This is a genomic window from Streptomyces sp. TLI_55 (assembly GCF_900206255.1).
GTDB lineage: Bacteria > Actinomycetota > Actinomycetes > Streptomycetales > Streptomycetaceae > Streptomyces > Streptomyces aquilus.
In genome coordinates this window covers 4,333,019-4,358,524 of record NZ_OAOJ01000001.1, presented here as the reverse complement: position 1 = coordinate 4,358,524, position 25,506 = coordinate 4,333,019, and the positions used below count along the sequence as shown (strand labels likewise).

Here is a 25,506-nt window from a genome sequence, read left to right as displayed (position 1 = left end):
TGGCAAGGTCGGTGCGGTGGACGCACTGAGAGAACGGGATCCCGCGCACATAGGCGCGTACACCCTGCTCGCGCGGCTCGGGGCCGGTGGCATGGGGCAGGTGTATCTCGCGCGGTCGCCCGGCGGACGGCTCGTCGCCGTCAAGGTCATCCGGGACGAGATCACCGACCATCCGGAGGCGTTGGCGCGGTTCCGCCGGGAGGTGGAGACCGTGCGGGCGGTGCGGAGCGCGTACACCGCCAACCTGATCGACGCCTCGCTGGATGCCGCGCCCTACTGGCTGGCCACCGAGTATGTCGCCGGGCCCACGCTGAGCGGGGCCGTCGGTGCGCACGGGCCGCTGCCCGCCGACAGCGCGCGACGGCTGTTCGCGGCGCTCGCGGAGGCGCTGGCGAGCGTCCACGTGTACGGCGTCACGCACCGGGACCTCAAGCCGCAGAACGTCCTCCTCTCCCCGCAGGGGCCGCAGCTCATCGACTTCGGCATCGCGCGGGGCGCCGCCGACACCGCTCTGACCCAGACCGGGCTCACCCCGGGGACGCCTGGGTACAGCGCGCCCGAGGTGATCGTCGGCAACCAGGTGGGCCCGGCGGCGGACGTGTTCGCGCTGGGCGCGACCCTCGCCTACGCCGTCACCGGACGGCCGCCCTTCGGGAGCGGGCCCACGCACGCGGTGTCGTATCGCGTGGTGCACGAGGACATCGACGTCGCGGGGGTCGAGCCGGGGCTCGCCGCGCTGATCCAGGAGTGCGTCGCCAAGGAGCCGGGGGCGCGGCCCGGACCGGCCGCCGTCATCGCGCGCTGTGCGGTGTCGTCCGCGTTGGCCGAGGATCCGCTCTACGGCCGCCTCGCCGCCGACTCGGTGGTGGCACCGTCCGATCTCCGGGCCGCGGTGGCGGCGGGGCTGGTGCCCCTGGGACACGGTGCCCCGGCCGCGCCCGCGCACCGGCCGACCGTCGGCCCCGGCTATGTCCCGACCTATGTGCCGACGACGGTGCCCGAGCCGCCGCGCCGCTCTCGTCGTACGTCCGCGCTGGTGGCCGTCTCCGTCGCGGCCGTTCTCGTCGCCGGGTCCGTGGTGGCGTGGCGGATGCAGGGCGGGCAGGACGACGGTGGGGCGGAGGCCCAGGGCGGGGGTACGGCGTCGGCGTCCGCGAGCGGTTCGGCCACGGCGTTCAAGCCGCCGTCCTACATCTTGGGCAACAAGGCCTCCAGGGACTTCTGGAAGCTCTCGAACGACCCCGCCGAGGCCGCGGAGGGCAGGGGCGACTGCGCGGCGGTCGGGGCGAAGAGCGCGCCGATGGAGTTGCAGTACAGCGCCACCGACGCGGACAGCCCGGACGGCGGGAACGTCCGGCAGCGGGCGAAGATCACCTTCCGGTTCAAGTACGCGGAGCTGCAGAAGCAGAAGCCGGCGCCTTACTACGTCTCGGTCGGCGTGAAGTCGCCGCGCGACTTCGATCCGGAGACGGGCACGCCGTACGAGGGTGACGTGAACAGGACCATCGGCGCCACCAGCAGGCCGGCCGACATCTTCACGCACTGGAAGGAAGGCGGGGCCGTCGAACTCGTCTACCCCGACGACTTCCAGGAGCACCTGCCGAACGGTAAGGCCTACGACGCGGTGCCCGTCGCCGACGACCCCGGTGACTGGACCGTCGTCTTCTACCACCTCACCGGCAGCAGACCCACCGATCAGGAGTCCATCGGTTGCGATGGATTCCACGTGGGAAGCTCCTAAACTGACCCGGGCGGACTCCCGGGCAGCGAGGGGCGGTTGACGGTGCGTAAGGCGTGGATCGTGGCGGGTGCCGCTCTCGGGGCGGGGCTGAGCTTCGTGATGCTGCTCGTCGTGGGGGTCTACGTCGTCGCCGGGAACCTCGCGGGCGGGGTCGGGGGAGCCAGCAAGGCGCTCGCCAAGGGCGCTGTGCCGGCCGCCTATTCGGGGCTCGTGCAGAAGTGGGGCAACCTGTGCCCGGCCATCAACCCCGCGCTGCTCGCCGCCCAGCTGTACCAGGAGAGCGGGTTCAACCCGAGGGCGCAGAGCGGGGCGGCCGCGCAGGGGATAGCGCAATTCATCCCCGGCACCTGGGCCACGCACGGGATCGACGGTGACGGCGACGGCGACCGCGACGTATGGGATCCGAATGACGCGATTCCGTCGGCCGCGTCGTACGACTGCAAGCTCGCCTCGTACGTCAAGGACGTCCCCGGGGACGCCACGCGGAACATGCTCGCGTCCTACAACGCGGGCGCCTACGCGGTCATCAAGTACGGCGGCGTACCGCCGTACAAGGAGACCCAGAACTACGTGAAGACGATCACGACGCTGGAGGAGAGCTTCGCCGCTCCCGTCGCCCGCGTCGACCCCTCCAAGCAGGCCGCCGCCGCGATCACCTACGCGCAGAACAAACTCGGCACGCCCTACCTCTGGGGCGGTGACGGTACTGCTCAGGACGGTGGGCGGTTCGACTGCTCGGGGCTGACGAAGGCCGCGTACGAGAGCGTCGGGGTCACGCTGCCGCGCGTCGCCAACGACCAGTGGAACGCGGGGCCGCATCCGGCCAGGGGCGAGCTGCTGCCGGGCGACCTGGTCTTCTTCTCGGACGACCTCACCAACTCCCGCGCCATCCGGCATGTGGGGATTTATGTCGGCGGCGGATACATGATCGACGCCCCGAGAACGGGCGCTGTGATCCGGTTCGACCCGATCGACACCCCCGATTACTTCGGTGCGACCCGGGTGACCGAAGATGGCGCGAAAGCGCTCCCCACGACGGTATGAGCGGGCTGTGAACCTACCCCCTGAGCTGCAGAGATGTGTCTCTCTTCGATAACGTCTGCGTGATCATTCAGTGGAGTGTGGAACGTATTAACGGGGACCATGCGTTCCTGTTGTCGTAGCCGAACGCATATCGGATCTACATCCACGGGGGCCAAGAACAACGACGAAGGGGCCACAGCACCATGGCTGGACTCGCCGCATCCGGGTCGAACCCCGACGTCGAGCTGCTCTATGACATCAACGGCCTGGCCAAGGACGCACCGCACTGGTTCGACCGGGTCATGGAGTTCGTCGGCGAGTACGGCATCCTGCTCGCCACCGTGCTGCTCGTGCTGTGGTGCTGGCTGTCCGTGCGCAGGCGCGGCGGCGAGGAGGCCGCGCCCTCGGTCGCGGCCCTCGTGTGGGCGCCGCTCGCCGCCGGTGTCGCCGTGCTGATCAACGTGCCGATACGAGGTTTCGTGGAGCGGCCCCGCCCGTTCGTCGACCACGACGGCCTGGAGGTCCTGGTCTCCGGCAAGACCGACTACTCGTTCGTGAGTGATCACGCCACGATCACCATGGCGCTGGCCGTCGGCCTGTTCCTCGCCCACCGCAAGTTCGGCGTCGTCGGCATCCTGCTCGCCCTGTTCGAAGGCTTCTGCCGGGTCTACATGGGCGTCCACTACCCGACCGACGTCCTCGGCGGCCTCGCCCTCGGCACCGCCGTCGCCCTCCTCCTCTCCCCGCCGGCCATGGCCCTGCTCACGCCGCTGACGAAGGCGATCGAGCGGTCGCCGCGCGCGGGGTGGCTGATCCGCTCGCGGAAGGCTTCGGCGTACGACGGACAGGGCGCGGTCGTGCCCGGGGCGCGCCGGGAAGCGGGCGCGGAGGAGCGGGACCTCGCGGCCTGACCGCTCGGGCTGACAGGGCTGCTCAGAGTGCCTGCGGGAACGTGAAGAAGCCGTTCGGGTCGTACTGCTTCTTCAGCGTCGCCAGGCGGTTCGCCGCGTCGCCGTAGTAGGCCTTCCGCCAGTTCGTCAGCGTCGGGTCTGTGTAGTTCTGGTACGCCGCCCCCGATGCGTACGGCTTCATCGCGTCGTGCGCCGCGGTCAGCCAGGACTGGCCGGTGGCGCCGGAGGTGCCCGCCCGCCAGGACACGATGTACTGGGCCAGCATGCGCGAGCGGCGGTGGACGAACGCCGTGGCCGTGGGGGAGACGCGGTTGACCGCTCCGCCGAGCGCGGTCAGGGCGATGCTGCCGGAGCCGCCGCGGACCGTCTCCATCTGCTTCAGCAGGGCCTTGATGCCGGCCGTGGACAGGGAACGGTCGAAGAAGTCCGACTTCGCCGCGTACGTCTCTCGGTTGAGCGCGCCCTGCGGGGAGCGGCCGGGGGTCTTGCCGGGGAGATGGCACTGGGCGTCGGTGGCGAAGGAGGAGCAGCCGGCGTAGATCTCCATCGCCTCCTCGTAGGAGCGGCGGCGCAGGGAGACGCTGCTCGCGGGGGCGCCCACCTTGTCGGCGAGGCGGTCCACCGCGTTCTGCAGTTCGCCGTAGGTGCCGAGGGAGAAGGCGGCGACGTTGATGGTGGTGTAGCCGCCGGTGGTGCCCGCCAGGTGCAGGGACGACCAGATCTCGTCCGGCTGGTCCGGGCCCCACTCCTGCCAGGCCTTGATGACCGCGGCCGCCTTCGACCAGGGCCAGGAGAGATAGCCGGTCACCGCCTGCGGGGCCGGGTGGGTCTTGAACTGGAGTTCCGTGACGACGCCGAAGTTGCCGTTGCCCGCGCCGCGCAGGGCCCAGAACAGGTCGGTGTTGGTGGTGGCGTTGGCGGTGAGCTGCTTGCCGTCCGCGGTGATGACCGTGGCCTGGGTGAGGCTGTCGCAGGTCAGGCCGTAGGCGCGGGAGACGACTCCGTGGCCGCCGCCGAGGGTGAGGCCGGAGACGCCGACGGTGGGGCAGGAGCCGGCGGGGATGGTGACGCCCTTCGCGGTGAGGGCGCGGTAGACGTCGATGAGCTTGGAGCCTGCGCCGACGACCGCGGTGCCGCCGCTCGACCTGATCTTGTTGAGCTTCGATACGTCGATGATCAGGCGGCCGTTGCCTGAGGACCAACCGGCGTAGGAGTGGCCGCCGTTGCGGATCGCGACCTTGAGGTGGTGGGCGCGGGCGTAGGCGAGGGTGGTGCGGATGTCGTCGGCGTGGGCGACGTAGGCGACGGCGGTGGGCTTCAGGTTGTCGAAGCGGGTGTTGTAGAGCTGGTGGGCGGCCGGCCAGTTGGTGTCGCCGGGGCGGAGGAGGGGGCCGTCGAGGTCGTGGGCGAGGGTGGTCCAGTTGGCCGGGGCGGTGGGGAGGGCGGCGGATTTGCCGGTGACGGAGGCTGCGGTGCCGGAGGGGGTGCGGGTCTGGGCCGCGGTGGCGGTGTCGTCGCCGGTGCAGGCCGCGGTGGTGGTGGCGGTCAGGGCGGCGACGGTGCCTCCGATGAACGTACGGCGTTCCATGGTGCGTGCCCTCCGTGGCCTTGGCTGTCGTGCCTCTCGTGGAACGAGACGGGGTGGGGGTGGCCGGGGTTCCATGGTGCACGGAGTTGGGGCTGAGGTGCCGGGGTGTCGCTCGCCCCGCGCTGGCGGGGTGCCGCTGCGCCCACCCGTGCCGCCCCAGCGGCACGACTGCCCGCAGCTATGCGGATGTGCGGGGTCGTGGATGCCGTTGCTGGGGCGGGCGCCGCCTCAGGGGCACGACTGCCCGCAGCTAGGGGGCTGTGTGGGGGTCGGGTGTTGCTGTTGGGGTGGGCGTCGGCCCGGGGGCACGACTGCCCGCAGCTATGCGGATGTGCGGGGTCGTGGATGCCGTTGCTGGGGCGGGCGCTGCCTCAGGGGGACGACTGCCCGTAGCTAGGGGGCTGTGTGGGGGTCGGGTGTTGCTGTTGGGGTGGGCGCCGGCCCGGGGGCATGACTGCCCGCAGCTAGGGGGCTGTGTGGGGGTCGGGTGTTGCTGCTGGGGTGGGCGCCGGCCCGGCGGCACGACTGCCCGCAGCTATGCGGATGTGCGGGGTCGTGGATGCCGTTGCTGGGGCGGGCGCTGCCTCAGGGGGACGACTGCCCGTAGCTAGGGGGCTGTGTGGGGGTCGGGTGTTGCTGCTGGGGTGGGCGCCGGCCCGGGGGCACGACTGCCCGCAGCTGAGGCGGATGGATTGACTGCGGCACGGCTGCGTGGAGAAGCGCGTGGGCTACGGCGTCGGCATGTGGTTCTGGGCGTCTGTTCTTGCTTGGCTTCTTGCTCTTCTTGCGGGGCCTCGCCAGCCGCAGGTGCAGCGGGCTGTGCAGAAGCGGCCCTGGTCGACCGTCGTCGTCTGGTGTTCGGGGGATTCATGGGGTGGGGGGACCCTGTCCTGCTGCGCCACGGCGACAACGTTACCGAGCCTCGGTAAAGGGGCGGTATGCGTGACGGGCCCAACGAGCCGTCGTTAAGCGGAGCGTCAGGGGGTCCGTGACGGAGGCAGGCGATGGCGGAGCGGCAGCACAGGGTCGGCGGGGCGATCGTCGCGGGGGTCGTCGTCCTGTGTGGGGGCACTGGGTGTTCCGGAGGTGGGGGTGGTGGGGACGGGCGGGGTGGGGATCCTGTCGTTGTTCTGCATGCCGCCGCCGCGAGGCTGGTCGAGGCCGGGAGTTCCAAGGCCCGTACCTCCATGGAGATGGCCACCGGCGGGACCCGCGTCACCATCCGCGGCGAGGGTGTCTATGACTACCGGCGGCAGATCGGGCAGCTGAAGGTGCTGTTGCCGCAGGACCCGGCCGGACGGAGTGAGCACCGGCCGATCACCGAACTGCTCGCTCCCGGTGCCCTGTTCATGAAGAACCGGGGGGCAGGGGTTCCCGCGGACAAGTGGGTGCGCGTCGACACCGCCACCCTCTCCGACGGGAACCTGGTCACCGGCGGTGCCACCGACCCGTTCGCCGCCGCCGAGTTGCTGCGCGGGGCGCGGACGGCGACGTACGTGGGGAAGACGGACGTCGCCGGGATCGCCGTACGGCACTATCGCGGTACCGCCGATCTCGCCGTGGCCGCGCGGGACGCGACCGACGGGAACAAGGCGTCGCTGGGTGCGGCGGCGAAAGGGTTCGCCACGGCGCACGTCCCCTTCGACGTGTACCTCGACGACGACGGGCGCATCCGCAAGATCCGGCACCGGTTCAGCTTCGTCAACGGGCAGCAGAAGGGCACCGTGGCCGTCGCGTCGACGACCTTGCTGTTCGACTTCGGCGTCGCCGTCGACGTACGTCTGCCGAACGGCGACGACATCTACGCCGGGAAGATCGCGGAGGGGTGAGCGGTCGTGACGGGCGTCAAGAACTAGCCCGTCCGTGCCATGCGCGGTGTGTAGACCGCTCCCTACTCTAGGAAGCGGTGACGGCAGAGAAGAGGTGATGCACGTGGCTCCGGTCGGCGGTACGGCAGTTCAGGACCACGTGGCCCTCGCCGAGATCGAGCTGTGCGGAGAGCTGATCATCGCGGCGTCGGCCGCGCACGAGGAGCGGCTCAGCCTTGGACGCATCGACGAGGTGCTGAAAGTGGCCCAGGAACGCGAGGACGCCTCCGGCGAGTGAGCCGGAGGCGTTCTTGGCAAGGCATGGATCGCGTCACGTCCGCAGCATGCGGGCGATCGCCTGCGTCGCCTCCTCCACCTTGGCGTCGATCTCGTCGCCGCCCTTGACGGCCGCGTCGGCGACGCAGTGCCGCAGGTGTTCCTCCAGGAGCTGCAGGGCGAAGGACTGAAGCGCCTTGGTGGAGGCGGACACCTGCGTGAGTATGTCGATGCAGTAGACGTCCTCGTCGACCATCCGCTGCAGGCCGCGGATCTGGCCCTCGATGCGGCGCAGGCGCTTGAGGTGCTCGGCCTTCTGCTTGTGGTACCCGTGCGTGGCGTGCTCGGAGGGCGCTGCCGCGCCGGCCTCGGTGGTCGTCATCGCGTCCTCCATGTCACTTGGGCATGACCTAGACGGTTACATACCCCTACTGGGTATATCGTACCGAACTCTGGCGGGTATAGGGCCTGCGGAAGGCCCCCGTGCTGACCACTGTGCCTGATGGGCGACACTGGGGGACGGCCCATTAGCCGTGGCCGGATGATGCACTTAGCATCAGCCTGACCGAAACCGATGCACCCCGAGGACCCCTTGTGCGCTTCCGTCTGACCCCCAGGGAGACGAGCTTCTATGACATGTTCGCCGCATCCGCGGACAACATCGTCACGGGCTCGAAGCTCCTCATGGAACTGCTCGGGGCGGACACCGCCGGCCGGGCCGAGATCGCAGAGCGTATGCGGGCCGCGGAACATGCGGGTGACGACGCCACGCACGCGATCTTCCATCAGCTGAACTCCTCGTTCATCACGCCGTTCGACCGTGAGGACATCTACAACCTCGCGTCCTCCCTCGACGACATCATGGACTTCATGGAGGAGGCCGTCGACCTTGTCGTCCTCTACAACGTCGAGGAGCTGCCGAAGGGCGTCGAGCAGCAGATCGAGGTGCTGGCGCGGGCCGCGGAGCTCACGGCGGAGGCCATGCCGAACCTGCGGACCATGGACAACCTCACCGAGTACTGGATCGAGGTCAACCGGCTGGAGAACCAGGCCGACCAGATCCACCGCAAGCTGCTCGCCCAGCTCTTCAACGGCAAGTACGACGCCATCGAGGTGCTGAAGCTGAAGCAGATCGTGGATGTGCTGGAGGAAGCGGCGGACGCCTTCGAGCACGTGGCCAACACGGTGGAGACCATCGCGGTCAAGGAGTCCTGAGCCCTTCATGGACACCTTTGCGTTGATCGTGACCATTGGCGTCGCGCTCGGATTCACCTACACCAACGGCTTCCACGACTCGGCGAACGCCATCGCCACGTCGGTCTCGACGCGGGCGCTGACCCCGCGCGCGGCCCTGGCGATGGCCGCCGTGATGAACCTCGCCGGCGCGTTCCTCGGCTCCGGGGTCGCCAAGACCGTCAGCGAGGGGCTGATCCAGACGCCCGAGGGGTCGAAGGGGATGGGCATCCTCTTCGCCGCGCTGGTCGGTGCGATCACCTGGAACCTCATCACCTGGTACTTCGGGCTGCCCTCGTCGTCGTCCCACGCGCTGTTCGGCGGCATGGTGGGCGCGGCGCTCGCGGGCGGTACGACGGTCTACTGGCACGGGGTGCTGGAGAAGGTCGTCATCCCGATGTTCGTGTCGCCGTTCGTCGGTCTCATCGCCGGTTACCTGGTGATGACGGCGATCATGTGGATCTTCCGGCGGGCCAACCCGCACAAGGCCAAGCGCGGTTTCCGGATCGCGCAGACCGTCTCGGCCGCCGGGATGGCGCTGGGGCACGGTCTGCAGGACGCGCAGAAGACCATGGGCATCGTGGTGATGGCGCTGGTCATCGCCGATGTCGAGGACTACGGCGATCCGATCCCGGTGTGGGTGAAGATCGTGTGTGCCGTGATGCTGTCGCTGGGGACGTACGCCGGTGGCTGGCGGATCATGCGGACGCTGGGACGGAAGATCATCGAGCTGGACCCGCCGCAGGGGTTCGCCGCGGAGACGACCGGTGCGTCGATCATGTTCACCACCGCGTTCCTCTTCAAGGCGCCGATCTCCACGACCCATGTCATCACCTCCGCGATCATGGGCGTCGGCGCGACCAAGCGCGTGAACGCCGTGCGCTGGGGTGTCGCCAAGAACATCGTGCTGGGCTGGTTCATCACGATGCCGGCGGCGGCGCTGGTGGCGGCGGCCTCGTTCGGGATCGTCAACCTGGCTTTCCTTTAGGCAAGGCGTCGGCAAACACGAAACGGGCCCGCCCTCTGATGAGCCAGAGGGCGGGCCCTTTTTCGTCCTCGCGGTGGCACCGCCATGCAGCACCGCGAGGGGATCTGGGGAGACCCGGGGATCAGCCGAAGCGGCCCGAGATGTAGTCCTCCGTCGCCTGGACCGACGGGTTGGAGAAGATGCGCTCCGTCTCGTCGATCTCGATCAGCTTGCCGGGCTGCCCGACGGCGGCCAGGTTGAAGAAGGCGGTGCGGTCCGAGACACGGGCCGCCTGCTGCATGTTGTGCGTCACGATGACGATCGTGAAGAGCTCCTTCAGCTCGCCGATCAGGTCCTCGATCGCGAGCGTGGAGATGGGGTCGAGCGCTGAGCAGGGCTCGTCCATCAGCAGGACCTTCGGCTCCACCGCGATCGCCCTCGCGATGCACAGGCGCTGCTGCTGACCGCCGGAGAGGCCCGAGCCCGGCTTGTTCAGGCGGTCCTTGACCTCGTTCCAGAGGTTCGCGCCCTTGAGGGACTTCTCGACGACGTCCGCGAGCTCGGACTTCTTGTACGAGCCGTTCAGCCGCAGGCCCGCCGCCACGTTGTCGAAGATCGACATCGTGGGGAACGGGTTCGGACGCTGGAAGACCATGCCGACCTCGCGGCGGACGGAGACCGGGTCGATCCCGGCGCCGTACAGGTCCTCGTCGTCCAGCATCACCTTGCCCTCGACGCGACCGCCGGGGGTGACCTCGTGCATCCGGTTCAGGGTGCGCAGGAACGTCGACTTGCCGCAGCCGGAGGGGCCGATGAAGGCCGTCACCGAGCGGGGCTCGACGGTCATCGAGATGTCTTCGATCGCCTTGTGGGACCCGTAGTAGGCGGTCAGTCCGCTTACGTCGATTCGCTTGGCCATGACTACTTCACTTCCAGAGATTCAGATCGGTCGCTGTTGGCCGCGTCAGCGACCGGTCTTGGGTGCCTTCCAGCGGGCGATGCCGCGGGCCACCAGGTTCAGGATCATCACGAAGGCGATCAGCGTCAGCGACGCCGCCCAGGCGCGGTCGTACGCCGCTCCGGAACCGGCGCTGTTCGCGTACTGCTGGTAGATGTACAGCGGCAGCGACGACTGCGCCCCTTCGAAGGGGTTGGTGTTGATGAACGGGTTCCCGAACACGAGGAGCAGTACCGGGGCCGTCTCGCCCGCGATACGGGCGACCGACAGCATGATGCCGGTCGTGATGCCGCCGATCGAGGTCGGCAGGACCACCTTCAGGATCGTGCGCCACTTCGGGACGCCCAGCGCGAGGGAGGCCTCGCGCAGCTCGTTCGGGACGAGCTTGAGCATCTCCTCGGTGGAGCGGACGACCACCGGCATCATCAGGATGGCCAGGGCCAGCGAGCCGGCGAAGCCGAAGGGCTGCATGTCGAACTGCAGCATGAGGCTGAGGATGAACAGACCCGCGACGATCGACGGGATGCCGGTCATGACGTCGACGAAGAACGTGATGGCCTTGGAGAGCTTGCCCCGCCCGTACTCGACCAGGTAGATCGCGGTGAGCACACCGACCGGGGCGGCGATCAGGGTGGCGAGCCCGACCTGCTCCAGGCTGCCGATGATGGCGTGGTAGATACCGCCGCCGGGCTCGGTGTCGGCGACCACACCCATGGAGTGGGTCAGGAAGTAGAAGTCGAGGACCTTCACACCGCGGACGACGGTCACCCAGACCAGGGAGACCAGCGGGATCACGGCGAGCAGGAAGGCGACCCAGACCAGCGAGGTGGCGATCCGGTCCTTGGCCTGGCGCTTGCCCTCGACGCGGGCGGCGATGCCGTAGGTCCCGACGACGAAGAGGATCGCGGCGATCAGGCCCCACTGGACGCGGCTGTCGAGGCCCGCGCCCAGACCGATGGCGATCGCGAGGCCGACCGAGCCGCCCGCGATGGCGTACGGGGACCACTTGGGCAGCCGGGCGCCCTTGAGCGTGCTGACGGTTGCGGTGCTCATGCGTTGGCCCCCGAGTACTCCGCGCGGCGGGCGATGATCGCCCGGGCCGCGCCGTTGACCAGCAGCGTGATGACGAACAGGACCAGACCGGAGGCGATCAGCGCGTCCCGGCCGAACTCGGTGGCCTCGCCGAACTTGCTGGCGATGTTCTGCGCGAAGGTGCCGCCGCCCGGGTCCAGCAGGCTGGCCTGGATGTCGAACGTCGGGGAGAGCACGGTGGCCACGGCCATCGTCTCGCCGAGCGCGCGGCCGAGGCCGAGCATCGAGGCGGAGATCACGCCGGAGCGGCCGAAGGGGATCACCGCCATGCGGATGACCTCCCAGCGGGTGGCGCCGAGCGCCAGGGCCGCCTCCTCGTTCATCCGCGGCGTCTGCCGGAAGACCTCACGGCTGACGTTGGTGATGATCGGCAGGATCATGATCGCGAGCAGGATGCCGACGGTCAGCATCGAGCGGGGCGCGCCGCCCTGCCAGGAGAAGATGCCGGTCCAGCCGAGGTAGTCGTCCAGCCAGCCGAACAGGCCGTTCATGTGCGGTACGAGGACCAGGGCGCCCCACAGGCCGTACACGATGGACGGCACGGCGGCGAGCAGGTCGATCACGTAGGCGATCGGACCGCTCAGCTTGCGCGGGGCGTAGTGCGTGAGGAACAGGGCGATCGCGACGGCGATCGGGACCGCGATGGCCATGGCGACGATCGAGGAGACGATCGTGCCGAAGGCGAGGACCGCGATGCCGAAGACCGGCTCCTGCAGGCCCGTGTTCCACTCGAACGTGGTCAGGAAGTTGCCGTGGTCCTTGCTGATGGCGAGGGACGCGCGGTAGGTGAGGAAGACCGCGATCGCGGCCATGATCACCAGCAGGAAGATGCCCGAGCCGCGGGAGAATCCGAGGAAGATCCGGTCTCCGGGGCGGGTGGCGCCGCGGGCGGCGCGCTTCTGCTCGGTCGCGGTGGGTTGGGGTGCGGGAGGAGGAGGCGTGTCGGTTATCTGTGTGGTGTCCATCGGGTTCTCCGGTCTGCGGAGACGCACGGTGTGTGCGGCTCCTGGCGGCGGTGCACCGGACGGTGCGGCCCGGCCCCGGCGAGGGGACGGGCCGCACGCTCAGATCAGCTCAGGCCCTCGATGGTGGTGCGGACCTTGGCGATGATGTCGTCGGGGATCGGGGCGTAGCCGGCCGCGGAGAGCTGGCCCTGGCCGTCCTCGGAGGCGATGTAGCGCAGGAACGCCTTCGTGGCGGGCAGGGTGTCGGCCTTGTTGCCCTTGTCGCAGACGATCTCGTACGTGACCAGGGTGATCGGGTAGGCGCCCTCGGCCTTGGTGGCGCGGTCCAGCTCCAGGGAGAGGTCCTTGCCGGTGCCGACGATCTTGGCGGCGGCGATGGCCTTGGTGGCGTTCTCGACGGTGGCCTCGACCGGGGCGGAGGCGCCGGTGTCGACGGTGACCGGGACGATGCCGTCCTTGGCGTACGACAGCTCCATGTAGGAGATGGCGCCGGAGGTCTGCTTGACCTGCTGGGCGACACCGGAGGAGCCGGACGCCGACTGGCCGCCCTTGGCCTGCCAGGCCTTGCCGCCCGAGTACTTCCAGTCCGCCGGGGCGGCGGCGATCAGGTACTTGGTGAAGTTGTCCGTGGTGCCGGACTCGTCCGAGCGGTGGAACGCCTGGATCTTCAGGTCGGGGAGCTTGGCGTCGGGGTTCAGCTTCTTGATCGCCGCGTCGTTCCAGTTGGTGATCTTGCTGTCGAAGATCTTGGCGATCGTCGAGGCGTCGAGGACGAGCTTGTCGACGCCGGGGACGTTGAAGCCGACCGCGATCGGGCCGCCGACCATCGGAAGGTCGATGCCCGTGCCGCCCTTGCAGACGGACTTGGAGGCGGTGACCTCTTCGGGCTTCAGCGCCGAGTCGGAACCGGCGAAGGCCACCTGGCCCTGCGTGAACGCGGTGACACCGGCGCCGGAGCCGGAGCCCTTGTAGTTGATCTGCACGCCGGAGCAGGCCTGGGTGAACGACTTCACCCAGGCGTCGATCGCGTTCTTCTGCGCGGAAGAGCCGTCGGCGAGCAGCTGACCCTTGGCGTCGTCGCACTTGATGGAGCTGTTGGCGGCGGTGGACGAGCTGGGGTTGCTCGACGAGCCGGTGTCGTCGGAGCCGCACGCCGTGAGGGCCAGGGCGCCGGAGACGGCGAACGCGCCGAGAGCGAGAGCCCGCCGGTTCTTGCGCTGAAGCTTCACTGAGGGATTTCCTTCCGAGAGCCGCCGTCCTGAATCCGGCGGCGTGCGAAGACTGGGTGGCGCGGATGCGTCGTCGAGGTGTTCCCGGGAGGCGCGGTCCGCACCGCGTAAGGCCGAAATTAGGCAGATCAGGTGAAGGCGCCGACTGGCGGAAATGAACGGCGGGTGAACCCCTGCGGAAGGTGCGGTTAGGTCACGGAACGGTTGCATTCCCTGGGGTGCACCGGTGATGCACCGGTCTCATGCGAGGTGCAGTGCCGCCAGGAGATCGTCGATCAGCGCGCGGTCCCGCAGCTGGGTCAGCCGGTTACGGGCCGCCGTCGGCGAGAGCCAGAGGATGCGGTCCACCTCGGTGTTCGGGGTGAACGCCCCGGCCGTGGCCTCCGCCGCCCAGTACTGGACCTGTTTGGGACGGCCGTTCGCCAGGTAGCGGAGGGTGGACAGCCTGGCGCCCGGGGCCGCCTCGTGACCGGTCTCCTCCGCCACCTCGCGCAGCGCGCCGGCGAGCGCGTCCTCGTCGCGTTTCAGCTTGCCCTTCGGGTGCGACCAGTCGTCGTATTTCGGCCGGTGCACGAGGCAGATCTCCAGCTCGCCGTCGATGGGGGAGCGGCGCCACAGGACGCAGCCGGCCGCGTGGACGGTGGTCGTGTCGGGAGAGCTCACGGGGCGCTCACCGTTCCTTCTCGGCTGTATCGGTCGGATCGGCTTATGGGGTGCTGACTGTTTCCTTCTGCCAGGCCTGCTGGAAGGCGAATCGCGCGGCCTCCACCTCATGGCGCTGGTCGGCGTGGAGCACGCCGAGGGCGTACGCCGTGGCCGGGGCGATACGCGGGGTGCGCGCCGCCTGTGCCGCGGCGGCCGCCGCCTCGGACGCGTCGCGGTGCCGGTCCAGGGCCTCGCCCGCCGCGAGCAGGCGTACGTCGACGATCTCGGCGTCGATCTCGGTCCTGTGGAGGACCTCGCGGGCGTAGCGGTGCAGGCGCAGCAGGAGGCGGACCTGGTGCCAGGGGGCGTCCTGGGGGTGGGGGGACGGGTCCGGGGAGAGGCCGTGGATGAGGGCCTCGGCGTTGTAGGGGTGGCCTGCGGTGACGAGGGGGAGAGCGGTGACGGCGTCTTTGAGGCGGTCCTCGGCTGCGGCGGCGAGGGGGTGGAGATCGGTGGGGGTGGGGGTTTGTGCCAACGGGACTTCGCTGGCCAGTACGGCGATGTTGTCGGCGACTGCGTGGAAGCGGGAGGAGCCGAGGGCCTGGAGGGCGGTGGAGTGAGCTCGGGTCCTTGCGAGCGTTAGTTGGCGGTCGAGCAGGGCGCCTGCCTTTGCTGCGCCCACTGTGAGGTTGCCGCGGTCCGGGGTGGGCGTACCGGGGTTTCCGCTCGCCGCGCTGGCGGGTGCCGTTTTCTGTGGGCCGGGTGCCGCCCCAGCGGCACGACTGCCCGCAACGGGGTCGGCTTGGAGGGGCAGCATCGCGCCCGACAGGCGGTGGAGGGCCAGCAGCAGCCTCTCCAGTCTTGCCTCGTACGCGTGTTCCAGTGCCAACGTGCCTGACAGCCATGCCAGTTCGGGGCGGATCTGTTCCGACCAGTCCGGGTCCAGGAGGGGGCGGAAGGTGTGGAGGCTGGCGCTGATGCGGCGGGCCGAGCGGCGGAGGGCTCGGGCCGCGTCGACGGACGCCTCCGAGCCGCCCGCTGCCGCACCGCCGTTCTCGCGGTGCTGGCGCAGGGCTCGGAGGAACTCCGTGGCCTGGGCGCGGAGGTAGCCCGCGAGGGCCTCCGCCGTGGCCGCCCCGGCCGTGGCGTCCGTCGGTTCAAGGTGTTGCTGTGCCACGCCGGCGCCTCCGGGCGTCTATGAGCATCTCCTGGATGTTGCGCAGGGGCTGGCCGTCCGCGTCGGTGGCGTGCCGCTCCCAGTCGCCGTCCGGGCCCAGGTGCCAGGAGGAGGTGGTGTCGGACATGCCCGTTTCCAGAAGGCGGTTGAGGGATGCGCGGTGGGCCGGGTCGGTGACCCGGACCAGCGCTTCGATACGGCGGTCGAGGTTGCGGTGCATCATGTCGGCGCTGCCGATCCACACCTCGGGCTCGCCGCCGTTGCCGAAGGCGAAGACCCGGGAGTGTTCGAGGAAGCGGCCGAGGATCGAGCGGACCCTGATGTTGTCCGACAGGCCTTCCACGCCCGGGCGTATCGCGCAGATGCCGCGCACCCAGACGTCGACCGGCACGCCCGCCTGGGACGCGCGGTAGAGCGAGTCGATGAGGGCCTCGTCCACCATCGAGTTGACCTTGATGCGGATGAACGCCGGGCGGCCCGCACGGTGGTGCTGGACCTCCTTGTTCACCCGTGAGATCAGGCCGTCGCGCAGGGACTTGGGGGCGACCAGGAGGCGGCGGTACGTCTCGCGGCGGGAGTAGCCGGAGAGGCGGTTGAAGAGGTCGGAGAGGTCCGCGCCGACCTGCGGGTCGGCGGTGAGCAGGCCGAGGTCCTCGTACAGACGGGCCGTCTTCGGGTGGTAGTTGCCGGTGCCGACGTGGCTGTACCGCCGCAGCGTGTCGCCCTCCTGACGGACCACCAGGGACAGCTTGCAGTGGGTCTTCAGGCCGACGAGGCCGTAGACCACATGGCAGCCCGCCTCCTCCAGCTTGCGCGCCCACTTGATGTTGGCGTGCTCGTCGAAGCGGGCCTTGATCTCGACCAGGACGAGGACCTGCTTGCCCGCCTCGGCGGCGTCGATGAGGGCGTCGACTATGGGGGAGTCGCCCGAGGTCCGGTACAGGGTCTGCTTGATGGCGAGGACGTCCGGGTCGTCGGCCGCCTGCTGCAGGAAGGCCTGCACGGAGGTGGAGAAGCTGTCGTACGGGTGGTGCAGGAGGACGTCACGGGCGCGCAGGGCCGCGAAGATGTCCGGCGCGGACGCCGACTCGACCTCGGCCAGATCGCGGTGGACGCCGGCGATGAACTTCTTGTACTTGAGCTCGGGACGGTCCAGCGAGGCGATGCGGAAGAGGCCGGTGAGGTCCAGGGGGCCGGGGAGGGGGTACACCTCGGCCTCGGAGATCTTCAGCTCGCGGACCAGGAGGTCCAGCACCTCGCGGTCGATGGACTCCTCCACCTCCAGGCGCACCGGCGGGCCGAAGCGGCGCCGCATGAGCTCCTTCTCCAGCGCCTGCAGCAGGTTCTCGGCGTCGTCCTCCTCGACCTCCAGGTCCTCGTTCCTGGTCAGGCGGAAGGCGTGGTGCTCCAGCACCTCCATGCCCGGGAACAGCTCCTCCAGGTGGGCCGCGATGACGTCCTCGATGGGGACGTAGCGTCCGGGGGAGCTCTCCAGGAAGCGGGACAGCAGCGGCGGGACCTTGACACGGGCGAAGTGGCGGTGGCCGGTGACGGGGTTCCGTACGACGACCGCGAGGTTCAGGGAGAGACCCGAGATGTACGGGAAGGGGTGCGCCGGGTCGACCGCCAGCGGGGTCAGGACCGGGAAGATCTGGTGCCGGAACAGGGTGAAGAGGCGGGCCTGCTCCTTCTCCTGGAGCTCGTTCCAGCGGACCAGGTGGATGCCCTCCTCCGCGAGTGCGGGGGCGACGTCCTCGTGGTAGCAGGCGGCGTGCCGGGCCATCAGCTCGCGGGAGCGGGCCCAGATCATCTCCAGCACCTCGCGCGGCTGGAGACCGGAGGCCGAACGGGTGGCGACGCCGGTGGCGATACGGCGCTTGAGGCCGGCCACCCGGACCATGAAGAACTCGTCCAGGTTGCTGGCGAAGATGGCGAGGAAGTTCGCCCGTTCGAGGAGCGGGGTGTTCGGGTCCTCGGCGAGTTCCAGGACGCGCTCGTTGAACGCGAGCCAGCTGCGTTCCCGGTCGAGGAAACGGCCCTGCGGAAGCTCGACGCCGTCGTACGGGGCCTCCTCGTACGCGTCGAGGTCGGCGTCGATGTCGGGTTCCAGATCCGAGACGGCCGCCGCGACCGTGTGCGGGCGGTGCGCGGCTATGGAACCCACGGAGGGCTGCGCGTGCTGGACCTGTGATGACGCCTGGGCGTTGGGCTGGCTCATGGACCCATTGTTCCGCGCCATGGGCGATACAGGCGCGTCGGACAGCGCGGGCGGGAGCGCGGCGGCGAGGCGGAGGTCCCCGTTTCCCCCGGATCCCTTGGAGGGCGGCGAAGGCTCTGGCACGGCGGGCTTCATTCGCCGAGCGTCGCAAGCCCGTCTGAACCAATGGTTACGGAGACATGGCGTGCGGGATATCGCGGGACGGCTCCCGGGCATCTACAGGTCCGGGCCGCACGTCCCCCACCCCCGTGGGAGGACGTGCGGCCCGGAAGTCGTGGCCCGTCCCGGCCCGGATGTCAGGCGGTACGGCGGCGCAGCAGCCAGAACGCGGTGGCGACGGCCGCGGTGGCGACGCCGAGCAGGATGCCGGTCTCCACGAGCTGGAGGGGCCAGAAGTGGGCGGCGGGGTGGTAGTCGGCGTAGAAGGCGACCGCGTGGTGGTCGGCCATGCACCGCTCGAAGTCGTCGCCGCAGTTCGGGTAGGGGATGCGGGCTCCCGTGTCGGTCAGCATGCCCTGGTCGCCGAACGCGACGTCGCCGTTCGTGGCGGGCCACTCGGACTCCAGGGACGCGGTGGCGGTCTTCCACGGCCACAGGTCGGGGCTCACCAGGGCGGCGAGGCGGACGACGCCCCAGGTGACCGCGGTGCCCAGGGCGAGCGCGGGCAGGGTGCGGCGCAGCAGCAGGCCGGTGAGCGCGCCGAGGGCGAGGGCGCACAGGGGCAGGGCCAGGGCGACGGTGCCGTTGGCGACGAAGACCTCCCGCTCCGACCAGGTCAGGTACACCGGGAACGGGTTCGCCTCGAAGGTCAGGCGGTGCACCAGCACCAGCACGGTCGTGCCCGCGGTGAGCACGGCGGCCGGCACGGCGAGCTTGCCGACCAGCCAGCGAGCCGGGCTCACGGACTGCGTCCAGGCCAGCTTCGCGGTGCCGTTCTCCATCTCGCGGCCGGTCAGCGCGGCCCCGGCCCAGGCGGCGACGGGCAGGCACAGCAAGGAGAGCGCCAGCTCGGGAAGGCGTACGGCCCGGTAGTAGCCGTTGATCGTGGTGTCCCACGTGCAGGCGTCGATGTCGTCGGGGCACCCCCGCCGCCAGTTGGCATAGACCTCGGTGGCGCCGGGACCGTACGCCCACAGCAGGCTGCCCGCGGCGGCGGCCACGGCGACCAGCCAGACGATCAGCGCGCCGCGGTGCAGGCGCAGCACCGTGCGCCCGGTGGCGGCGGGTCTTCCCGCGGCGGGCGCCGGGGCGGTGGTGGTCGCGGTCATGCGGGGGACTCCTGGCGGGGCGTGCGGGCGGGGACGGTGCGGCGGGTAGGGCCTGTCCTGCGGAAGGAGCTCATGCGGGCCCTCCCGCGCGGCGGCGGGCGGTCTCCCGGTGCAGCAGCCGGAAGGCCAGCAGGGTCAGCAGCGCGGTGAGGGCGAGGACCAGGGCGGTCGCGGTGAGCTGGAGGGGCCAGTAGTGGGAGGCGGGGTGGTAGTCGCGGTACCAGCCGACGGCGTCGAACTTGTCGTAGAACGCGAGGCATTCGACGTTCTCGGAGTTGGCGCAGGTCGGGTTGGAGACGTGGGCGCCGGTGGCGGTCACGATGCCCTCGTCGACGCCGAGGCCGCCGCCGGCCGGGGCGAAGCGGCGCAGGCCGACCACGGCGGTGGACGTGGTCCACAGGTGGGGCATGGCCAGCTGGACGCCGTACCAGAGCAGGCCGGTGAAGCCCAGGCCCGCGACCAGGGCCGGCAGGGAACCGCGCCGGAGCAGGCCCGCGAGGGCGCCCGCGACCAGACCGGCCAGGGCCAGGGCGACGACGACCGGGCCGTTGGCGTAGAAGGTCGGCAGGTCGTACCAGCTCTTGAGGCTGTCGATGCGGCCCTTGCCCGCCGACCACGCCAGGTGGTGCAGCAGGACCAGCAGGCCGGTGCCCGCGGTGACGACGGCCGCCGGGAGCGCCAGCCGGGAGGCGAACCAGCGCAGCGGGGAGGTGCTCTGCGTCCACGCCAGCCGCGCGGTGCCGGTCTCCACCTCGCGGCCGGTGAGGGCGGCGCCGGCCCAGGCGGCGACCAGGAAGGGTGCGGCGAGCACGGCGTAGGTCGTGTAGGCGTAGACGTCCTTGTAGCGGAGGATCGCGGCCTGGTCGTACCGGCACGCGGATGCCTGGCAGGCGTCGTACGCACGCCAGGCATCCGCGGACGCGTCGGCGAGCGGACCGCCCAGCCACAGCAGGACGCCGGAGACGGTGACGATCACGGCCGTCCAGAACAGCAGGGCCGGGCGGTGCAGGCGGATCAGCCAGCGGGTGAGGTGCGGGGTGCTTGGGGCGGGCGGGGTGAGGGCGGTCATGCGACGGACTCCTCGGGGGACTTCGCCGGGGTGCCCGTCGCCGTCGCCTGCGCCTCGGGGTTGCGCAGGTAGGACAGGACCAGTTCCTCCAGGGACGGCGTGCCGGTGCGCCAGTCGGCGGGGAGCGGGGCGGCCGGGCGGATCAGGGCGGTGAGCTGTCGGCCCGTGATGCGGGACTCGACGACGGCGTGCGGGGCGAGGTCGGTGTCGGCGGCGGCCGACACGCGCGCGTGCGTCTCCAGCAGGTCGTCGATCTCCCCGGCGAGCCGGACCCGGCCGCCGCCGATCAGCAGCAGGTGGTCGCACGAGTCCTCCAGCTCCGCCACGACGTGTGAGGACATGACGATCGTGGTGCCGTGCTGGGCGGCCTGGGACATCAGGACGCCCATCAGCTCGTGCCGGGCCAGCGGGTCGAGGTCGGCCATCGGCTCGTCCAGGAGCAGCAGTTCGGGCCGTTTGCCGAGGGCGAGGGCGAGCGCGACCCGGGTGCGCTGACCGCCGGACAGGGAGCGGATGCGGGCCTTCGGGTCGAGGTCGCCGCCGGTCGCGATCCGCTCGGCGGCACGCGCGTCCCAGCGGCCGGGGTTGAGGTCGCCGCCCATGCGGAGCGTCTCGGCGACGGTGAGCTGGGGGTAGAGCGGCTTGTCCTGTGCGACGAAGCCCACCCGCGCGCGTGCCTGGCCGACGGGCGCCCCGAGCACGGTGAGCGTGCCCTCGGTCGGGGCCAGCAGGCCCGCCGCGAGGGCGAGCAGGGTGGACTTGCCCGCGCCGTTGGGGCCGACGACGGCGCACACGCGTCCGGCGGGGAGGGCGAAGGAGCAGTCCCGCAGGGCCCATCCGGCGCTCCGCCGCAGCCGCCCGAAACGCTTGCCCAGCGCGGCTGCCTCGAGGGCGGTGTCGGTCATGAAGGGTCTCCCTGGCTGTGCTGGGGTGCGGCGGTCGGTGCGGGGAACTGTGTCGGGAACTGCGTCGGGAAGTGCTTGTCGAGTACGGCGGTGAAGAGGGCGGCCACGTCGTCCCGGTCCAGGCCGGCCTCGCGGGCCTTGGCCGTCCAGCCGTCCAGCTCGGCGTTGAGCGGCGAGTCGGCCGGGGCGGCGCCGAGACCGCGGCGCACGAAGGTGCCGAGTCCGCGGCGGGCCTCGACCAGTCCCTCGCGCTCCAGCTCGCGGTAGGCCTTGAGAACGGTGTTGGGGTTGATGGCGGTGGCCTCCACTACTTCGCGCGCCGTGGGGAGCTTGTCGCCCGGCTCCAGGTGGCCCAGTCGGAGGGCCTGCTTGGTCTGCTGGACGATCTGGACGTACGTGGCGACCCCGGAGTGCCGGTCGATGCGGTACTCGAGCACCCGTGAACCACCCTTTCACTAATTGAGTAGTGAAAGGGTGGTGGAAGGGGGGTGGCAAAGTCAAGCGGCGGTTTTGGGTGGCGGCTGCGGAAAGTCGTTCGCCGATCCGTGAACCGATCGGTGGGGCTCGTGCGATGAGGGGGTGTGAGCGAGACGAGAAGCGACGGAGAGCTGCTGCGGGCCGCGGCAGACGGGGACCGGCGCGCCTTCGAGGAGCTGTACCGGCGGTTCGCGCCCTGGCTGACCGCGCGACTGCGGGGCCGGTGCGCCGACGCCGGGATAGTCGACGACGTCGTGCAGGAGACCTTCCTCGCGATCTGGCGCGGCAAGGCCCGTTATCGGGAGGACGGCGACGTGGCCGGGTGGCTGTGGCGGATCGGGTCGCGGCGGCTGGTCGACGCGCTGCGCGGTGACGGGGCGCGGGGGCGGCTGCGGCAGGCCCTGGCCAGGCTGCGGCACCGGGACGAGGCGTCCGCGGAGGAACGCGTGCTCGCGGGGGTGGAGCACGGAGACCTCGCGGGCGCCCTGGTCCGGCTCTCGCCGGAGCTCCGCGCGGTCCTCCAGGCGACGGTCATCGACGGACTGACCACCCGCGAGGCCGCCGTCGTCCTGGGGATTCCGCCGGGGACGGTCAAGACGCGGGCCTCGCGCGCCCGCAAGCAACTGCGGGAGGCGCTGGCATGAGCGGGCGGATGGACAGACGGGGCCTGCGGGGCCGCGCGCGGATGGCCCGGTCGGTGCGGGGGCGAACAGTGGAGGTGACGGCATGACATGGCATGTGGACGAACAGGACCTGCGGGCCTACGCCCGGGGCGAGTTGGCGCCGCCCATGCTCTGGTCCGCCGACACCCATCTGATGGCCTGCGCGGACTGCCGGGAGGCGCTCGCCGCGGTGAGCGACCCGGTCACCCTCGACGCCGGCTGGGAGCGGCTCGACGCCGAACTCGACGTCCCCCGAAGGGGGCTGCTGGAGGGGCTGCTCGTGCGGCTCGGCGTCGCCGACCATGTCGCCCGGCTGCTCACGGCGACCCCCGTACTGCGCCGTTCCTGGCTCGCGGCGGTGGTGTTCCTGCTGGTGACGACCGTGGGCGTGGTCTACACGGCCGACTCGCCGACCCTCTTCCTGGCCCTCGCCCCGCTGCTCCCGCTCGCCGGCGTCGCGCTGTCGTACGGCCCCGCGCTGGACCCGACCTACGAGATGGCGGTCGTCAGCCCGGTGCACGGCTTCCGGCTGCTGATGATCCGCACGGTGGCGGTGCTCGCCGCGGGCCTGGGCCTCAACGGCCTGGCGACCCTCGCGCTGCCCTCGTACGGCCTGCGGGCGCTGGCCTGGCTGCTGCCCGCGCTGGCCCTGACCGCGACCGGGCTCGCGCTCACCCCCCGGCTGGGGCCGGTGCTCGCTCCGTCGCTGGTCGGCGGGGCGTGGGTCGCGCTGCTCGTCGCCGCCGAACGGGCCGGGGACGGCCCGCTCTCGCCGTTCACCGCGGCCGGCCAGGGCGCCGCCGCGGTGGTCGCCGCCCTCGCGGTCGGCCTGCTCTTCCTCGTACGTGACCGATTCGACGTCTTCCACAGGAGTGCCGTATGACACCCACCGTCTCCGCCGAGGGGCTCAGCCTCCATTACGGCGGCACCCGCGCCCTCGACGACGTGTCGCTGCGGCTGACCCGAGGCGTCACCGGGCTGCTCGGCCCCAACGGGGCCGGAAAGACCACCCTGTTGCGAGTGCTGGCCACGGCCGTCCCCGCCGACCGCGGCGCCTTCACGGTCCTCGGGAACGACCCGGGCACCGCGCGCGGACGTCAGGAGGTGCGGCGCCGGCTCGGCTATCTGCCGCAGACCCCCGGCTTCCACCCGGACTTCACGGCCTTCGAGTTCGTCGACTACGTGGCGATCCTGAAGGAGCTCACCGACCGCGGCGCCCGCCATCGCGAAGTCCGGCGGGTGCTGGACGAGGTCGACCTGGGCGACGTCCGCGGCAAGCGCATCAAGAAGCTGTCCGGCGGCATGCGCCAGCGAGTGGCGCTCGCGGCGGCGCTCGTCGGCGACCCCGGCTTCCTCGTCCTCGACGAGCCGACGGTCGGCCTCGACCCCGAACAGCGCATGCGCTTCAGGGAGTTGATCGCCCGGGCGGGCGAGGGCCGGACCGTGCTCCTGTCCACCCACCAGACCGAGGACGTGGCGATGCTCTGCCACCGGGTCGTGGTGATGGCCGGCGGCCGGATCCGCTTCGACGGCACCCCGGCCGAGCTGACCGCGGTGGCCGCGGGACGCGTGTGGAACAGCGCGGACCGCGACCCGGGCGCGAAGGCGGGCTGGCGCACCGGCACCGGCACCTTCCGCAACGTGGGCAACCCGCCCGCCGGCGCGGACCTCACCGACCCCACCCTGGAGGACGGCTACCTGCTCACCCTGGACGACGCGGGCGTGGAGGTGGCGGCGGCATGAGCACGCTCATTCAGGCGGCCCCGACCGCCACGCAGACACCGTCACAGAACTCCTGGGCGGCCGTGTTCGCCCTGGCCCGCTTCGAGGCGCGCAGGCTCCTCACGACCATCCCGGTGCTGCTCGGCTTCCTGGTCTACGCGGCCTGGATCGTATGGCAGGCCCAGGACTACGCGGACGGCTACCCCGCCCTCCAGGACGCCGACCGCGCCACCCAGGGCGGTCCGCTCCTCATCGGCCTCGCGGTCCTGCTGGCCGTGAACCAGGCCGTGCTGAGATCCCTCCGCCGCGACACCGAACGGCACTTCACGGTGCTGGTGATGAGCAGGGCACACCGGACGGCCGCGCATCTGCTGTCCGTGGTCCCGGCCGCCCTGCTCACCGCGGTGTGCGTGGCCGGGCAGTTCGGATGGCAGGCGCTCAGGCCGGGCGCGCTCGGGCACGGTTCGCCGGGCGAGCTGCTGGTCGGACCGCTGACGGTGCTGGCGTTCGGGGCGGCCGGCGTGCTGATCGCCCGCGTGATCAGGACGGCCTTCACGGCACCGCTGGTCGTGGTCTTCTTCCTGTTCCTCTTCCTGCTCGGCACCGGCGCCGGCGTCGACGAGGGCTGGACCCGCTGGCTGACCCCGGTCATAGGCGTCAGCAGCAGCAACACTCTGCCCTCCGACCTGATCGGCCGCCCCGCCGCCTGGCACGCGCTCTATCTCGCCGCGCTCGGTCTGACGGTGGCGCTGCTCGCGGTGCTGGTCGGCGGTGGGCTGCGCGCGCGGTCCGTGCAGGCCGGGTTCGTCGGGGCGCTGGCGCTGACGGTCCTCGGCGCGGTCGCGCAGGGCCAGGGAGTCTCCTCCGAGGTGACGGCGGCGCGGGAGCGGGCCACGCTCCACCCCGAGCAGGTGCAGACGTGCGTGGAGCGGGACGGGTCGCGCTACTGCGCCTTCCCCGAGTGGCGGGGCCGGACCGCGGACTGGGCGCGGACCGTGGCCGAGGTCCAGTCCCTCGCCGGCGGCACCGCCCACGACCAGAGCCTCCTCGTCCGCCAGCGGCTCGACGCGCGCTACGGCCTCGACGGCGACGCCGCCCTCGACCCCGCGACGACCCCGCACCAGGTGACGGTGGGCACGGCCTGGGGCGGCAACCGCGTCCCGGAGTTCTCGGCCGCCGTCGCGGGAGTGCTGGTCACCGGCGACGAGAAGACGACCGGTGAGCTGTGCGACGGCCGCATGGTCACGGTCATGTGGCTGGCCCTGGCCGGGCGGTCCGACCCGATCGGCAGCCTCAAGAACGTCCGCCTCGACGACAGCGCGAGCGGCTCGGCGATCGTGCTGTCCCAGACCAACCCGCTGTCGATGACGGCCGGTCAGACGACGGTCGTCCGCACGCTGCTGGAGCAGCCGCGGGACGAGGTGGCGGCGAAGGTGAAGCAGCACTGGGTCGAGCTGGTGTCCCCGAAGGTGACGACGGCTCGGGTGGCGGAGCTGCTGGGGGTCAAGGCGAAGGTGGGGGCGGACAAGTGCGACTGAGGGGCGGGCCGATGTCGCTGGCTCTGGGGGTGGG

24 protein-coding genes are annotated in these 25,506 nt (G+C 71.0%); 11 read left to right on the top strand and 13 right to left on the bottom strand.

What is annotated here, in order from left to right:
- Window positions 1–16: 16 nt before the first annotated feature.
- The 3 genes from CRP56_RS19950 to CRP56_RS19940 all read left to right on the top strand — a co-directional run bounded on the left by CRP56_RS19950 (window position 17) and on the right by CRP56_RS19940 (window position 3,675).
- Window positions 17–1,741: a serine/threonine-protein kinase gene (locus tag CRP56_RS19950; protein ID WP_097265893.1), complete on the top strand. Its 1,725-nt coding sequence runs from the start codon at window positions 17–19 to the stop codon at window positions 1,739–1,741.
- Between the two features lie 36 nt (window positions 1,742–1,777).
- Window positions 1,778–2,785 carry a C40 family peptidase gene (locus CRP56_RS19945; RefSeq protein ID WP_179851068.1) on the top strand — a complete coding sequence of 336 codons (1,008 nt, stop codon included), beginning with the start codon at window positions 1,778–1,780 and terminating at the stop codon, window positions 2,783–2,785.
- Between the two features lie 182 nt (window positions 2,786–2,967).
- Entirely contained in the window at window positions 2,968–3,675 is a 708-nt protein-coding gene (locus CRP56_RS19940) for a phosphatase PAP2 family protein (RefSeq protein WP_097265892.1), read from the top strand.
- Between the two features lie 22 nt (window positions 3,676–3,697).
- On the opposite strand, the gene CRP56_RS19935 is transcribed toward CRP56_RS19940, so the two are convergent.
- Window positions 3,698–5,263 (bottom strand): FAD-binding oxidoreductase, encoded by a 1,566-nt coding sequence (locus tag CRP56_RS19935; protein ID WP_097265890.1) that lies wholly within the window; start codon window positions 5,261–5,263, stop codon window positions 3,698–3,700.
- Between the two features lie 1,004 nt (window positions 5,264–6,267).
- On the opposite strand from CRP56_RS19935, the gene CRP56_RS19925 reads away from it, so the two are divergent.
- Together CRP56_RS19925 and CRP56_RS19920 are read left to right on the top strand one after the other, a co-directional pair.
- Window positions 6,268–7,092, top strand: coding sequence for a hypothetical protein (locus CRP56_RS19925; RefSeq protein ID WP_097265887.1), 825 nt, complete (start codon window positions 6,268–6,270; stop codon window positions 7,090–7,092).
- A gap of 97 nt (window positions 7,093–7,189) precedes the next feature.
- Window positions 7,190–7,369, top strand: a complete 180-nt coding sequence (locus CRP56_RS19920; RefSeq protein WP_097265886.1) for a hypothetical protein — start codon at window positions 7,190–7,192, stop codon at window positions 7,367–7,369.
- A gap of 33 nt (window positions 7,370–7,402) precedes the next feature.
- Here CRP56_RS19920 and CRP56_RS19915 read toward each other — a convergent pair whose 3' ends face one another.
- Complete coding sequence (locus tag CRP56_RS19915) at window positions 7,403–7,729, bottom strand: metal-sensitive transcriptional regulator (RefSeq protein WP_097265884.1); 327 nt, start codon at window positions 7,727–7,729, stop codon at window positions 7,403–7,405.
- 212 nt (window positions 7,730–7,941) lie between these two features.
- Between CRP56_RS19915 and CRP56_RS19910 the strand changes: the two genes are divergently transcribed.
- Both CRP56_RS19910 and CRP56_RS19905 read left to right on the top strand, forming a co-directional pair.
- Entirely contained in the window at window positions 7,942–8,562 is a 621-nt protein-coding gene (locus tag CRP56_RS19910) for a DUF47 domain-containing protein (RefSeq protein WP_059195745.1), read from the top strand.
- Between the two features lie 7 nt (window positions 8,563–8,569).
- A complete protein-coding gene (locus CRP56_RS19905) occupies window positions 8,570–9,568 on the top strand; it encodes an inorganic phosphate transporter (RefSeq protein ID WP_097265882.1) in 999 nt (332 codons plus the stop codon).
- A gap of 121 nt (window positions 9,569–9,689) precedes the next feature.
- Here CRP56_RS19905 and pstB read toward each other — a convergent pair whose 3' ends face one another.
- The 11 genes from pstB to CRP56_RS19850 all read right to left on the bottom strand — a co-directional run bounded on the left by pstB (window position 9,690) and on the right by CRP56_RS19850 (window position 21,510).
- Window positions 9,690–10,466 (bottom strand): phosphate ABC transporter ATP-binding protein PstB, encoded by a 777-nt coding sequence (gene pstB, locus CRP56_RS19900; protein ID WP_097265880.1) that lies wholly within the window; start codon window positions 10,464–10,466, stop codon window positions 9,690–9,692.
- Between the two features lie 45 nt (window positions 10,467–10,511).
- Window positions 10,512–11,558 (bottom strand): phosphate ABC transporter permease PstA, encoded by a 1,047-nt coding sequence (gene pstA, locus CRP56_RS19895; protein WP_097265876.1) that lies wholly within the window; start codon window positions 11,556–11,558, stop codon window positions 10,512–10,514.
- On the bottom strand, window positions 11,555–12,562 hold the full coding sequence (gene pstC / locus CRP56_RS19890; protein WP_097265874.1) for a phosphate ABC transporter permease subunit PstC: 1,008 nt from the start codon (window positions 12,560–12,562) through the stop codon (window positions 11,555–11,557). The genes pstA and pstC overlap by 4 nt, the downstream gene beginning before the upstream one ends.
- Window positions 12,563–12,666: 104 nt before the next feature.
- Window positions 12,667–13,791, bottom strand: a complete 1,125-nt coding sequence (gene pstS / locus CRP56_RS19885; RefSeq protein ID WP_097265872.1) for a phosphate ABC transporter substrate-binding protein PstS — start codon at window positions 13,789–13,791, stop codon at window positions 12,667–12,669.
- Window positions 13,792–14,031: 240 nt separating this feature from the next.
- Window positions 14,032–14,454, bottom strand: coding sequence for an NUDIX hydrolase (locus CRP56_RS19880; RefSeq protein WP_257040842.1), 423 nt, complete (start codon window positions 14,452–14,454; stop codon window positions 14,032–14,034).
- 43 nt (window positions 14,455–14,497) lie between these two features.
- Entirely contained in the window at window positions 14,498–15,613 is a 1,116-nt protein-coding gene (locus CRP56_RS19875) for a CHAD domain-containing protein (protein ID WP_097265868.1), read from the bottom strand.
- Window positions 15,594–17,966: an RNA degradosome polyphosphate kinase gene (locus tag CRP56_RS19870; protein WP_097265866.1), complete on the bottom strand. Its 2,373-nt coding sequence runs from the start codon at window positions 17,964–17,966 to the stop codon at window positions 15,594–15,596. Before CRP56_RS19870 ends, CRP56_RS19875 begins: the two co-directional genes overlap by 20 nt.
- A 161-nt stretch (window positions 17,967–18,127) precedes the next feature.
- Window positions 18,128–19,099 carry a hypothetical protein gene (locus CRP56_RS19865; RefSeq protein WP_097265864.1) on the bottom strand — a complete coding sequence of 324 codons (972 nt, stop codon included), beginning with the start codon at window positions 19,097–19,099 and terminating at the stop codon, window positions 18,128–18,130.
- Window positions 19,100–19,169: 70 nt separating this feature from the next.
- Window positions 19,170–20,168, bottom strand: coding sequence for a TMEM14 family protein (locus CRP56_RS19860; protein ID WP_097265862.1), 999 nt, complete (start codon window positions 20,166–20,168; stop codon window positions 19,170–19,172).
- Complete coding sequence (locus CRP56_RS19855) at window positions 20,165–21,073, bottom strand: ABC transporter ATP-binding protein (RefSeq protein ID WP_097265860.1); 909 nt, start codon at window positions 21,071–21,073, stop codon at window positions 20,165–20,167. The genes CRP56_RS19860 and CRP56_RS19855 overlap by 4 nt, the downstream gene beginning before the upstream one ends.
- Window positions 21,070–21,510 carry a GntR family transcriptional regulator gene (locus tag CRP56_RS19850; RefSeq protein WP_097265857.1) on the bottom strand — a complete coding sequence of 147 codons (441 nt, stop codon included), beginning with the start codon at window positions 21,508–21,510 and terminating at the stop codon, window positions 21,070–21,072. Before CRP56_RS19850 ends, CRP56_RS19855 begins: the two co-directional genes overlap by 4 nt.
- A 144-nt stretch (window positions 21,511–21,654) precedes the next feature.
- Here CRP56_RS19850 and CRP56_RS19845 point away from each other — a divergent pair, with 144 nt between their 5' ends.
- The 4 genes from CRP56_RS19845 to CRP56_RS19830 all read left to right on the top strand — a co-directional run bounded on the left by CRP56_RS19845 (window position 21,655) and on the right by CRP56_RS19830 (window position 25,472).
- Window positions 21,655–22,194, top strand: coding sequence for an RNA polymerase sigma factor (locus CRP56_RS19845; RefSeq protein ID WP_059195759.1), 540 nt, complete (start codon window positions 21,655–21,657; stop codon window positions 22,192–22,194).
- Between the two features lie 82 nt (window positions 22,195–22,276).
- Window positions 22,277–23,095 carry a hypothetical protein gene (locus CRP56_RS19840; protein ID WP_097265855.1) on the top strand — a complete coding sequence of 273 codons (819 nt, stop codon included), beginning with the start codon at window positions 22,277–22,279 and terminating at the stop codon, window positions 23,093–23,095.
- A complete protein-coding gene (locus CRP56_RS19835) occupies window positions 23,092–23,955 on the top strand; it encodes an ABC transporter ATP-binding protein (RefSeq protein WP_097265853.1) in 864 nt (287 codons plus the stop codon). Before CRP56_RS19840 ends, CRP56_RS19835 begins: the two co-directional genes overlap by 4 nt.
- Window positions 23,952–25,472, top strand: coding sequence for an ABC transporter permease (locus tag CRP56_RS19830; protein WP_097265851.1), 1,521 nt, complete (start codon window positions 23,952–23,954; stop codon window positions 25,470–25,472). The genes CRP56_RS19835 and CRP56_RS19830 overlap by 4 nt, the downstream gene beginning before the upstream one ends.
- The last annotated feature ends 34 nt before the right edge of the window (window positions 25,473–25,506 follow it).

Bases quoted from the DNA above. Each gene is read 5' to 3' on its own strand.
- CRP56_RS19935 (WP_097265890.1), bottom strand. From the start codon at position 5,263: ATGGAACGCCGTACGTTCATCGGAGGCACCGTCGCCGCCCTGACCGCC.
- CRP56_RS19865 (WP_097265864.1), bottom strand. From the start codon at position 19,099: ATGACCGCGACCACCACCGCCCCGGCGCCCGCCGCGGGAAGACCCGCC.
- CRP56_RS19870 (WP_097265866.1), bottom strand. From the start codon at position 17,966: ATGAAGCCCGCCGTGCCAGAGCCTTCGCCGCCCTCCAAGGGATCCGGG.
- CRP56_RS19925 (WP_097265887.1), top strand. From the start codon at position 6,268: ATGGCGGAGCGGCAGCACAGGGTCGGCGGGGCGATCGTCGCGGGGGTC.
- pstA (WP_097265876.1), bottom strand. From the start codon at position 11,558: ATGAGCACCGCAACCGTCAGCACGCTCAAGGGCGCCCGGCTGCCCAAG.
- CRP56_RS19860 (WP_097265862.1), bottom strand. From the start codon at position 20,168: ATGACCGCCCTCACCCCGCCCGCCCCAAGCACCCCGCACCTCACCCGC.
- pstB (WP_097265880.1), bottom strand. From the start codon at position 10,466: ATGGCCAAGCGAATCGACGTAAGCGGACTGACCGCCTACTACGGGTCC.
- CRP56_RS19835 (WP_097265853.1), top strand. From the start codon at position 23,092: ATGACACCCACCGTCTCCGCCGAGGGGCTCAGCCTCCATTACGGCGGC.
- pstC (WP_097265874.1), bottom strand. From the start codon at position 12,562: ATGGACACCACACAGATAACCGACACGCCTCCTCCTCCCGCACCCCAA.
- CRP56_RS19915 (WP_097265884.1), bottom strand. From the start codon at position 7,729: ATGACGACCACCGAGGCCGGCGCGGCAGCGCCCTCCGAGCACGCCACG.
- CRP56_RS19830 (WP_097265851.1), top strand. From the start codon at position 23,952: ATGAGCACGCTCATTCAGGCGGCCCCGACCGCCACGCAGACACCGTCA.
- CRP56_RS19940 (WP_097265892.1), top strand. From the start codon at position 2,968: ATGGCTGGACTCGCCGCATCCGGGTCGAACCCCGACGTCGAGCTGCTC.
- CRP56_RS19920 (WP_097265886.1), top strand. From the start codon at position 7,190: ATGCACGTGGCTCCGGTCGGCGGTACGGCAGTTCAGGACCACGTGGCC.
- CRP56_RS19855 (WP_097265860.1), bottom strand. From the start codon at position 21,073: ATGACCGACACCGCCCTCGAGGCAGCCGCGCTGGGCAAGCGTTTCGGG.
- CRP56_RS19905 (WP_097265882.1), top strand. From the start codon at position 8,570: ATGGACACCTTTGCGTTGATCGTGACCATTGGCGTCGCGCTCGGATTC.
- CRP56_RS19840 (WP_097265855.1), top strand. From the start codon at position 22,277: ATGACATGGCATGTGGACGAACAGGACCTGCGGGCCTACGCCCGGGGC.